Below are 11,391 nucleotides of genomic sequence, written 5' to 3'. Positions count from 1 at the left end.
GCAATTTATCTAAAATATAAATCATTATGACATATTACTTTTCTCTATAGGGTATTATATTATATCTCTTGTATGGAATCCGGGACTGGAAGCCTCGCAGAATCAGGATTTAACGGTTCTCCGTCCAGAGTATCCAACCCTGCCGTTAAAGTATCTGTTTCTAAAAAAGCGGATTGTTTACCTCCAAAAAATACATCATATATCTGAATATGAGGCATTAAACCCGTCGGATCCTGCAGGTGTACAAAACCCCTTATTTCGGTGATAGTATCTCCCGGAATATATTTTGATCCGGAAAGTTCATATACTTTATTTTCCCTTATTTCCTGAAACCGATAGATGGTAGTATCTGAATAAACCATTGTAAGCAATGATATAAGGGAAGGGGATAAGTTTGGTGAAATTCCGACTGCACTGAATCTAAACACAAAATCATCTCCGGCAACTCTTGAGGAAATTTCAGAGGAGTCGAAATGAAACCTGAATCCTCTTTTTGTGTCGGGCATCGAGAATATATAAACAGGAGGCAGGTAAGAGGGTGGCAGTAGTGCGGGATCGACCTGCTGCCCCTGATTCTGTTGTGCCACCATAGCATCAATCTGCTGCCGGTTCCGCTGCAAACGGGCCTTTACTGAATCGTTCATTTTCAGATAAAGATCAATCCTATCGGAATACCACGATAATGAGGTATCCCATTGTGCCTGGGTAGTCCTATGTGCCTGGAATACCTTATTGATATATGCTTCTTTCTTTTCGGGAGTGTTGAAATTCTGGTAGTCGTTTTCCATAGTTGCCTCGGCGATATACACGTCATACATCAGCCGCTCCATCTGCTTCCTGTTCAACACCTCCTTGGGGCGATTCTGACAGGAATAGGCCAGTCCACCTAACAGAATGAACAGAAAAAAATATGCAACACTCTTTTTACTCTTCACTTCTGATTTGCTGATCTTGTTTCTCGTTTTCCAGTTTTTCACGCTCAACTTTCGAGAGCAATGAATAGGATAATGTTCTTCTGTAAAAAAGTAGTATCAGGATAACCCCCACAGTAATAGCCGAATCGGCAATATTAAATATGAACCGGAAGAAAAGGAATTCCTCTCCCCCCAGAAAAGGGATCCAATCGGGGTATGTACCACTGATCAAGGGAAAGTAGAACATGTCTACCACTCTCCCGTGCAACAGTGAAGCGTATCCTTCTCCCCAGGGAACAAAGGAGGCGACATGTCCCGGATAACTGGCTTCAAAGATAACACCATAAAAGATACTATCAATAATATTTCCCGAAGCTCCGGCAAGGATCAGCGCCACACAGGCAATAAATCCGGCTCCGTAATTCTGCTTTATCAGCCGCGACAAATAAATGACAATAAAAACCACGGCAATGATACGGAAAAGCGAGAGAAACAATTTTCCTCCCGCCTCAATACCGAATGCCATCCCGTTATTCTCTACAAAATAGATCTTAAACCAGTCGAAAACATCAATGGCATCATACAGACCCATATGTGTTTTCACCCATATTTTAGAAAGTTGATCGACAAGGAGCACCGCCACAACAACGGCAATGGCAATCCATCTATTTCGTATACTATTCTTCATGCGCTTTTCTTTGTTTTACGGGCACAGAAAGCCTGAGAAGAGCTTCACCCTTCTTCCTACTTTCACAAGTACCGCCCACATCTTCATCGGGAAAGTGATTATTTCTTCTTTTGCGATTTAGCTTCAATACTCAATGTGGCATGGGGTACGGCACGAAGACGTTCTTTCGGGATCAGCTTGCCGGTTTCACGACATATGCCATAAGTTCCGTTCTCAATGCGTACCATGGCAGCCTGAAGATTCTGGATAAACTTCATCTGACGTTGTGCCAGCCTTCCCGCTTCTTCTTTGGAGAGGGTAGACGCACCTTCTTCCAACACTTTATAGGTAGGGGAAGTATCCACCGTATCGTTTCCGTCGGCATTGGTGACGGCAGCACGGTAATTTTCATACTCCTGTTTGGCTATCTGCAATTTCTCATTAATGATAGCACGGAATTCTTCCAATTCCTCGTCTGAATATCTCGTCTTTTCGCTCATAATAGTTCATTATTTATTTTTTGCAAATATAGGCATAAATCACATAATTCTCAACTGTTTCTTACAATGCTGATAGTGAGCGTTTCATCATCAATCTCTATCACATCTTCAAGCGGTCCGCTCACCATGATGATCTCATCGGCCAGCACCTGATTTTTAATATAAGCGGCATTATGGGTAACAGCATCATCAAAAGCAGGATTGGACGAAATCCTGACATTGATCCTATCAGTAATTTCGAATTCCTTCGCTTTGCGCAGGTTTTGTATCCTGTTCACCAATTCGCGGGCGATCCCCTCTTCTTTGAGTTCAGCCGTAAGGGTGACATCCAGTGCCACCATCAGCCATCCTTCGTTAGCCACCAGCCATCCCGGGATATCTTCTGAGATGATCTCCACATCATCGAGTGTCACCAACGCTTCCTGTCCTTCTATAGTTAAACCGAAGCGACCGTTCTTTTCCAGTTCCTGGATCTCTTGGGGTGTCATGCCCTGTATTCTCGGGGCAAGCTGCTTCATTATTTTCCCGTAGCGTGGGCCCAGTTTCTTGAAATCGGGCTTCACCCGTTTCACTAATATCTCGCTTGCCGTATCGACAAACTGCAACTCTTTCACATTCACCTCACTGAGGATCAACGACTCTACAGCCTGGATATTTCTTTTCTGCTGCTCATCTACGACGGGGATCATAATCTTGGAGAGCGGCTGGCGCACCTTGATATTCACCTTACGGCGTAACGAGAGTACAATGGACGAAGCAGTCTGGGCAAGATACATCTGTTCTTCGAGTTGCTTATCGATAAGCGAATCGTCCCACAATGGAAAATCAGCCAGATGTACCGATTCAAACTGCTCACTATCTGTTGCTGAAGTCAGATCGAGATAGAGCCGGTCAGCATAAAAGGGAGCGATAGGTGCCATCAGCTTTGCCACGGTCACCAGACATTGGTACAGCGTCTGGTAGGCCGACAACTTATCATCGGTCATCTCTCCTCCCCAGAAACGTTTACGATTGAGGCGTACATACCAGTTGCTGAGATGATCGTTCACGAAATCTGCAATAGCACGTCCCGCTTTGGTGGGTTCGTATGCCTCATAACTTTGATCGACCTCTTTTATCAGCGAATGTAACATCGACAAAATCCAACGGTCGATTTCGGGCCGTTCATCGAGGGCGATCCGCTGATATTGATCGTGGAAATCATCCACGTTGGCATATAATACAAAGAATGAATAAGTGTTATAGAGTGTCCCGAAAAATTTACGACGTGCCTCTTCCACTCCTTCTATATCGAATTTCAGATTCTCCCATGGAGCAGCATTGGTGATCATATACCAGCGTAACGGGTCGGAACCATGCCGTTCTATCGTTTCAAACGGATCTACCGCGTTACCCAGCCGCTTCGACATTTTATTGCCGTTCTTATCGAGCACCAACCCGTTGGACACCACATTTTTAAAAGCTACGCTTCCTTTTACCATTGAAGCGATGGCGTGCAGGGTATAGAACCATCCGCGTGTCTGGTCTACTCCCTCCGCAATAAAATCGGCAGGAAATATTTTTTGAAAATCATCTTCTGCAATATGGGGATAAAATACCTGCGCAAAAGGCATGGCACCACTGTCGAACCATACGTCGATCAGGTCCGTCTCACGCTTCATCGGTTTGCCGCTATCGGACAACAGCACGATATCATCCACATAGGGACGATGCAAATCTATCTTATCATAGTCCGCCCCCTGGCCTTCTTCCAGATTCAGGCCACTCCAAGGCAACTCTTTCATCACACCGGCATCCATTGCCTTGCGTATCTCTCCAAACAATTCCTTTACGGAACCGATGCATTTCTCCTCTTTACCATCCTCGGTGCGCCATACCGGAAGGGGCGTACCCCAATAGCGGCTGCGGCTCAGATTCCAGTCCTGCAGGTTCTCGAGCCATTTCCCGAAACGTCCGGTACCGGTAGATTGCGGCTTCCAGTTGATGGTGTTATTAAGTTCTATCATCTTATCGCGACATGCCGTCGTACGGATAAACCAGCTATCCAGCGGATAATACAATACCGGTTTATCGGTCCGCCAGCAGTGCGGGTAGTTGTGCACCTGTTTTTCTATACGGAATGCGCGGTTCTGCTGTTTCAACATGACCGAGAGATCCACATCGAGCGTAGCATCCTCATCGGTAAGCGAATCGTCATAGGCATTTTTCACATACCGGCCGGCATATTCACCGTATAGTTCTGTATTTACATTATGCCGCACAAATCCGGGATCGAGGTCTTCAATACGGAAATATTTCCCGGTGAGGTCAACCATGGGGCGAAGATTCCCTTCTTTGTCGGTAAGGGTTAATCCGGGCACATCATTCTCCTTTCCTACTTTCGCGTCGTCCGCACCAAAAGTAGGGGCTATATGTACGATACCTGTACCGTCTTCCGTGGTTACGAAATCACCCGTCACCACTTTCAAACCGTTGTCCGACACTTTCACCCAGGGAATAAGCTGTTCATAAGCTATACCGGCCAGTTCAGCGCCTTTCCACTCCTTATCAATTACACGGAAAGGAATATTCTTGTCGCCCAGCTTATAATCATCCCACGAAAGTTCAGCGTTTTTCGCGGGGAAATAGGTATTCAGCAGGTTTTTAGCCAGCACGGCAGTCATCGGCCTGCCGCTGTAAGGATTATAGGTCTGCACCGCTACATAATCGATCTTGGGTCCTACAGCGAGCAGTACGTTGGAGGGCAGAGTCCAGGGCGTAGTGGTCCATGCCAGGAAGAACGGCTCCCCGAATTCAGTCCACTCCGGCAGCGGATTCTTTATTAAGAACTGAGCCGTACAGGTCGTATCTTTTACATCGCGGTAACACCCCGGCTGATTCAGTTCATGTGTACTGAGGCCTGTACCGGCCGCGGGCGAGTATGGTTGTATGGTGTATCCCTTATAGAGATATCCTTTTTCGTATAAATCTTTCAGGAGATACCACAGGGTTTCGATATAACGGTTGTCATAAGTGATATAGGGATCGTTCATATCCACCCAGTATCCCATCTTCCGGGTAAGGTCTTCCCACTCCCGGGTATATTTCATTACTTCGGTACGGCACGCCGCATTGTACTCTTCGACCGATATTTTTTTACCGATATCCTCCTTGGTAATTCCCAGCGATTTCTCCACACCTAATTCCACGGGTAACCCGTGCGTATCCCACCCTGCTTTCCGGTTGACCAGAAAACCTTTCATGGTTTTATAACGACAGAAAATATCTTTAATGGAACGTGCAATCACATGATGGATGCCCGGCATCCCGTTAGCCGAGGGCGGCCCTTCGTAAAATACAAACGGCGTATGTCCCTCCCGCGTCTCCAGACTTTTCCTGAAAACCTCTTTTTCATCCCAGGCTTTCAACATCTCCCTGTTTATTGCCGAGAGGTCTAAATGGCTGTATTCCGGAAATTTCTTATTCATTGTCAATGAAATTTATACCACACAAAAATTAAGGTGCAAAGGTAACAATAAATTGAGAAACGGCAATTGAAACCCGGTACAAAAAAAACTTATTTCTGCAATTTACACCCCCGATTTGATACAAAATTCAACAATTTACACCCCCGATTTGATACAAATATTACCATTTTCTACCCCCGATTTGACACAAAATATTATATTTGCAGAAATATTGAAGCTATGTTTGAACGAAATATTATTGCAGAATTAGAGAAATGGGCTGCAAAATCGAACCACAAACCATTGATATTAAGAGGATCTCGTCAAGTTGGCAAAACTACGCTTGTGGACTGTTTTTCGAAGAATTTCACAAATTACCTGTATTTGAATTTTGAAAAAAATCCGAGCACAATGGCTTTGTTCGAAAAAGAACAGGAAATTGACAATCTTATGGCTGAAATTTTCCTTTTTTGCAACAAGGAAAACAAACCGGGCAAAACGCTTCTGTTTATTGACGAAATTCAAAATTCAAACAGGGCCATCACTAAACTCCGTTATTTTTATGAGGCAAAAATACCTGATTTATATGTGATAGCAGCGGGTTCACTATTGGAAACGATGTTGAACAAAAAAGCATCTTTTCCTGTCGGACGGGTAGAATATTTGGCTGTCCGCCCCTGCGTTTTCAACGAATTTCTGAGGGCTATCGGCGAAACGCAACTTGAAAAAGCCTTGCCTGACGGTCAAATACCCGAAGCATTACATGCTAAAACAATAAATTTGTTCAACACTTTCACACTTATCGGCGGCATGCCTGAAGTAATTGCAGACTATGCCGCAAACAAGAATTTTGTTGGCCTGAACAGCATTTATGAAAGTTTACTGACAAGTTATCGTGATGATGTTGAAAAATATGCCCGAAACGATACAATGAGTCAAACTGTCCGCCACATTTTACAAGCGGGATGGAAATTTACCGCAGAACGCATTACTTTAGGAGGTTTTGCCGGATCCTCGTATAAGGCACGTGAAATGGGAGAAGCGTTTCGCACATTGGAAAAAACCTTTGTCCTGGAACTTTGCCATCCGACAACCGATACGGTTGTCCCCATAACAAAAAATTTGAAACGCTCGCCGAAATTATTCTGGCTCGATTGCGGTCTGGTAAATTATGCTGCAAATGTGCAAAAAGAAGTGTTTGGGGCAACCGACATTTTAGACGCGTGGCGGGGAAAAATTGCCGAACAAATTGTGGCGCAGGAACTACTTGCTTTAGATAACCGCGTTTCGAATCAACGGAACTTTTGGGTACGAAACAAAAAAGACTCCGATGCGGAAGTGGATTTTGTATTGCAATATGACAGTCAGGTTATCCCCATAGAAGTAAAATCAGGACATAATGCTAAACTCCGGTCCTTACATTTGTTTATGGAAGAAGCGCCGCACGATATTGCAGTAAGGATTTGGTCACAGCCGTTTTCAATTGACAAAGTCACGACACAAAAGGGGAAAAAATTCAAACTGGTCAACCTGCCGTTTTATTATATCGGCGTACTCAAAGAAATATTGAAAGAAGTACAAAAAACAGTCTGACTTCAGTGGACAAATAGGACTTCAACCACTATACCACTGGGCAGAATTATTTATCTTCAATACCATGCTGCACATCATTAGAACAGCTCTTTTTTAAATCATCGATTTGCGCAAGCAAGCGCTGGTTGGTTTCATGGAGATGTTTGTTTTCATTGATTTGGGCACCCAATTGAACGGATAACTCCTCTATTTTTCTTATCAAATCGGATATATCTATTGGTCGGATATATTGTTCCTCTTTTTCATTCAACTCATTATCAGATATAAGCATAGGAGCGTCCCCCGGGAGAAACCAAGCCGGATTCAAATCATGATAAATATCTAATATCTCTCTCAGTTTATCCACACCCAAGCTCTTTCCACTGTCTAAAAAACCTACCGACAAACCTGTTTTCAGGTAAAATTTATTTTTACTAATTCCTTTATATTTAAGGTATTCCAATATTTTTTGCTTATCGGTCATGATTTTTATCTTTAAAAATTTGGACAATATAGATAATTATCTTTATCTTTGCAGTGTGAATACTCACCACGTCTTCAAAGGTAGATATAATTGTAAAAAATCTAAGAATATGGAAGCAAAAAAATTACCGCCGCCTAAATTACCCCTGCTTTTGCCGCACGGCTGGAAAAAAGAAGTCGCCCTGACGCTGGGCATCCATCCGAATACCGTCAGCCGCGCCTTGCGTTCCCAAAAAGGGATAACCTATATAAAGATCGTAAAGGCAGCTGCGGCAAAATATGGAGAAAAAACGGAGACCTGATAACAATACAACAAAGAAAAATCTAAACGAATGGAATAATACTCTATTGATAATAAAATCTAATTCAATGAGATTGAAAACATACGGATTAATTTTATCAAAAAAAACACTCGATCCCGCTCCAGAAATGGAATGTTAAGTAACTTATTCTTCATTTTCTCTTCACGGGTCCTTAACATTATTAGCCTTTCTTTGCGGTCGAATTTCAATAATCAGTTATTTTATTAAAAGTTTATTCAACATGACAGAAAAACAAATGACATCAAAAAACATGTTACGTGTGAATCTACTTGCAGCCTGCGTTTTATTCTGGTGTACGGTGTATTCGCAAAACGTGACGTTAAGAGGAACGGTTAAGGATGCAAACAACCTGCCTCTTATCGGAGTGAATGTGGTAGAAAAGGGTACCACTAACGGTACCATTACCGATATCGACGGGAATTACACCTTGTCTGCGCCTTCCGGAGCAACCATCGTTTTTTCATATATTGGCTTTGCTACACAGGAAGTCCAATGGGATGGGCAATCCGTCTTAAACATGGTATTACAGGAAGATGCGGAACTTCTGGATGAAGTGGTGGTAGTCGGATACGGAACTTCAAAAAAAGTAAATCTCACAGGGGCTGTAGAACAGGTAACCAGTGAGGTTTTTGAAAACAGGCCGGTGAACAATATGACCCAGGCGTTGGTGGGTGTTATACCTAATCTAAATATACAATTAAGCGATGGAAAACCCACTCAATCACCTTCATACAATGTCCGTGGTACAACCTCTATCGGTCAGGGAGGCAGCGCCCTGGTCCTGGTGGATGGCGTAGAGGGAGACCCCCGTATGCTCAACCCGAATGATATTGAAAGTGTTTCGGTGTTAAAAGATGCAGCTTCCGCTTCAATCTACGGTGCAAGAGCCGCATTCGGCGTAGTGCTGATTACGACAAAATCAGCATCCAAAGGAAGAACATCATTGAATTATACCGGGAATTTCACCTCCAAACGGCCTACAACGGTTCCGGACAACATCACAGATTCCTATCCATGGGCAAAATCATTCAGTGATGCGTGGGCTAACTGGAACGATAACGGAAATACGCCCACTGCCATCAACAAGACAATGTCATTTTCACCTGCTTATCTGGAGGAGATCAAAAGAAGGTGGGAAGACCCGTCTCTTCCCCGGATTGAAGTGAATCCTGTTACGGGCGCATATGAATATTATTATAGTACGGATTGGTACAAAGAGCTTTACAAGGATAGTTTTTTTGCACAGGATCACAACATATCCATGTCCGGCGGAAATGATCTTGCTTCATTTTATCTGAGCGGACGCTATAATGGAGAGGATGGGTTGTATAAATATAATACCGATAAGTATTCAATGTATAATCTGAGAGGGAGAGGCAACATACAGATATTCAAATGGTTGAACATCGATAATAATGTAGAGTATTCCTCTATGAAATACCGGCAGCCTGTCAATGTGGGTGAAGGATCCAATATATGGCGCAACATGGCGGACGAAGCCCATCCTTTGGCACCGCTTACCAATCCGGACGGGACCTTATCATTTCCTGCCGCGTATACCTTAGGGGACAGGTATCTGGGAAAAAACGGCGCGGATCTGCATCAGAACATAATAAAGAATAAAACCGCATTGGAAGCTGTTTTTCTCGATAAAAGCTTAACGCTGCGTGCGGATTTTACTTTCCAGAATACGGAGTACGGCCACCAGCAGGTAAGGGTACAGGTTCCGTACAGCCGTTATGAAGGCCAGACCGGGTATACCGGAACCAACACCAATGATTTGCAGGAACGTCGCAGCACAACGGATTACCTGGCTACAAACGTGTATGCCAATTATATCAAATCATTTGAGCAAAAACATAACTTCGAATTTCTTGCCGGGTTCAACTATGAACAATCCGTATATAAAAACGTGACCATGACCCGGAACGGAATCGTTTACGAAGATGCCAGGGATATTAATCTTGCATTGGGGAATAATATCACCACATCAGGCGGATACAGTAAATGGCGGATTGCAGGCAGCTTCTTCCGGATAAATTATAATTTTATGGAGCGCTACCTGCTGGAGGTAAACGGTCGTTACGACGGTTCATCAAAATTCCCCAGCAACCAGCAATGGGCTTTCTTTCCTTCCATATCTGCCGGATGGAGATTATCGGAAGAATCTTTCTGGCAAGTGGATCCAAATGCAATTTCAAATGTAAAATTCAGGATATCTTACGGTTCATTAGGTAACGGATCGATCAGTCCTTATACATTTACGGAAAATTTCGGGATCAGCCAATCCGGGAGGATACTAGGGGATACACGTCCTCAACGTACCGCCCAGCCCGGGGTGATACCTAATTCCCTGACATGGGAGACTGCCACGACGGGAAACATAGGATTGGATATAAACGCGTTAAACAACCGCTTATCATTTACCGGCGATATTTACAGACGATGGACGGATGACATGTATACCGTGGGACCCAGCGTGCCTGCTATTTTCGGTACCAGCGTCCCCAAAGGCAACTACGGAGCACTGGAGACCACAGGCTGGGAAATATCCTTACACTGGACAGACAGATTCATACTGGGAGGAAAGCCGTTCAACTACAGTGTCAGGGCAACATTGGCAGACTCGAAGTCGGTTATCACAGACTATTATAATCCCGATAAAAACCTTACGGACTATTATATCGGCCAGACAATCGGGGAAATATGGGGATACCGGGTAGAAGGCCTGTTCCAATCGGAAGAGGAGATTGCCAATTCACCCTCTCAATCCAATATCCTGGCTCACAATACCCGAAGAAATTATGTAGGTGATTTAAAGTTCAGGAATCTCAATGGAGATGATGAGATTTATCACGGTTTGAACCGCGCGGATGATTCCGGCGACAAAACAATTATCGGCAATAACTCCGCCCGGTATGTTTACGGATTTAATCTGGGTGCCGACTGGAATCGCTTTTTCCTGACGGCCTTCTTTCAGGGTGTGGGTAAACAGCAGTGGTATCCTTCCAGAGAAGCTCGCTTTTGGGGACAATACAATCGTCCTTACAACGCTTATCCCCGCTGGCAGGAAGATCAACAATTCCGTCCGGAGCTGCAAAACTTCGATGCTTACCTGCCGCTTATATCGGGTTATACCGCTCAGAATGCAAACGGTCAGTTAGCCCTTCCCAATGACCGGTACCTGCAGAATGTAGCATATATAAGATTGAAAAACCTTCATTTCGGATATACGCTCCCTACCGGTATCTCTTCAAAGATCCAGGCGAATGATATAAAAATTTACCTCTCCGGGGAAAACTTATGGACATGGTCGCCTCTCTATAAAATTACGCGGGACACGGATGTTACAAACATCTGGGGTGCCGGTACTCAACTAACCGGACTCAACAGTGATGATAGACGGACTGATGGCGACGGTTACAATTATCCTACACTACAATCAATCTCTTTAGGTTTATCTATCAACTTTTAAAACAGAGTACA

Annotated in this window: 8 protein-coding genes; 3 read left to right on the top strand and 5 right to left on the bottom strand. The window is 44.0% G+C overall.

Features of this window, described 5'->3' with window-relative positions:
• Positions 1–59 precede the first annotated feature (59 nt).
• The 4 genes from PSM36_RS02175 to ileS all read right to left on the bottom strand — a co-directional run bounded on the left by PSM36_RS02175 (position 60) and on the right by ileS (position 5,548).
• Complete coding sequence (locus tag PSM36_RS02175) at positions 60–935, bottom strand: DUF4296 domain-containing protein (protein ID WP_076928587.1); 876 nt, start codon at positions 933–935, stop codon at positions 60–62.
• Positions 925–1,602: a lipoprotein signal peptidase gene (locus PSM36_RS02170; protein ID WP_076928586.1), complete on the bottom strand. Its 678-nt coding sequence runs from the start codon at positions 1,600–1,602 to the stop codon at positions 925–927. The genes PSM36_RS02175 and PSM36_RS02170 overlap by 11 nt, the downstream gene beginning before the upstream one ends.
• A gap of 98 nt (positions 1,603–1,700) precedes the next feature.
• Complete coding sequence (locus PSM36_RS02165; RefSeq protein ID WP_019541227.1) at positions 1,701–2,081, bottom strand: TraR/DksA family transcriptional regulator; 381 nt, start codon at positions 2,079–2,081, stop codon at positions 1,701–1,703.
• 50 nt (positions 2,082–2,131) lie between these two features.
• Positions 2,132–5,548, bottom strand: a complete 3,417-nt coding sequence (ileS, locus tag PSM36_RS02160; RefSeq protein ID WP_076928585.1) for an isoleucine--tRNA ligase — start codon at positions 5,546–5,548, stop codon at positions 2,132–2,134.
• A gap of 219 nt (positions 5,549–5,767) precedes the next feature.
• Here ileS and PSM36_RS02155 point away from each other — a divergent pair, with 219 nt between their 5' ends.
• Positions 5,768–7,120: an ATP-binding protein gene (locus PSM36_RS02155; protein WP_076931992.1), complete on the top strand. Its 1,353-nt coding sequence runs from the start codon at positions 5,768–5,770 to the stop codon at positions 7,118–7,120.
• 46 nt (positions 7,121–7,166) lie between these two features.
• On the opposite strand, the gene PSM36_RS02150 is transcribed toward PSM36_RS02155, so the two are convergent.
• Positions 7,167–7,583, bottom strand: a complete 417-nt coding sequence (locus PSM36_RS02150; RefSeq protein WP_076928584.1) for a hypothetical protein — start codon at positions 7,581–7,583, stop codon at positions 7,167–7,169.
• A 109-nt stretch (positions 7,584–7,692) separates the two neighbouring features.
• Here PSM36_RS02150 and PSM36_RS02145 point away from each other — a divergent pair, with 109 nt between their 5' ends.
• Both PSM36_RS02145 and PSM36_RS02140 read left to right on the top strand, forming a co-directional pair.
• The gene (locus tag PSM36_RS02145; RefSeq protein ID WP_076931991.1) at positions 7,693–7,884 is read left to right on the top strand and encodes a helix-turn-helix domain-containing protein; all 192 of its coding nucleotides are present in this window, start codon (positions 7,693–7,695) and stop codon (positions 7,882–7,884) included.
• Positions 7,885–8,140: 256 nt separating this feature from the next.
• Positions 8,141–11,380, top strand: a complete 3,240-nt coding sequence (locus tag PSM36_RS02140; RefSeq protein WP_076928583.1) for a SusC/RagA family TonB-linked outer membrane protein — start codon at positions 8,141–8,143, stop codon at positions 11,378–11,380.
• Positions 11,381–11,391: the final 11 nt, after the last annotated feature.

The sequence above is a fragment of the Proteiniphilum saccharofermentans genome (genome assembly GCF_900095135.1).
GTDB lineage: Bacteria > Bacteroidota > Bacteroidia > Bacteroidales > Dysgonomonadaceae > Proteiniphilum > Proteiniphilum saccharofermentans.
Note: the sequence above shows the minus strand (reverse complement) of the source record. Positions and strands in the feature narration are given on the sequence as shown.

Coding starts and splice junctions, on each gene's coding strand:
- PSM36_RS02145 (WP_076931991.1), top strand. CDS start 7,693: ATGGAAGCAAAAAAATTACCGCCGCCTAAATTACCCCTGCTTTTGCCG.
- PSM36_RS02165 (WP_019541227.1), bottom strand. CDS start 2,081: ATGAGCGAAAAGACGAGATATTCAGACGAGGAATTGGAAGAATTCCGT.
- PSM36_RS02155 (WP_076931992.1), top strand. CDS start 5,768: ATGTTTGAACGAAATATTATTGCAGAATTAGAGAAATGGGCTGCAAAA.
- ileS (WP_076928585.1), bottom strand. CDS start 5,548: ATGAATAAGAAATTTCCGGAATACAGCCATTTAGACCTCTCGGCAATA.
- PSM36_RS02140 (WP_076928583.1), top strand. CDS start 8,141: ATGACATCAAAAAACATGTTACGTGTGAATCTACTTGCAGCCTGCGTT.
- PSM36_RS02150 (WP_076928584.1), bottom strand. CDS start 7,583: ATGACCGATAAGCAAAAAATATTGGAATACCTTAAATATAAAGGAATT.
- PSM36_RS02170 (WP_076928586.1), bottom strand. CDS start 1,602: ATGAAGAATAGTATACGAAATAGATGGATTGCCATTGCCGTTGTTGTG.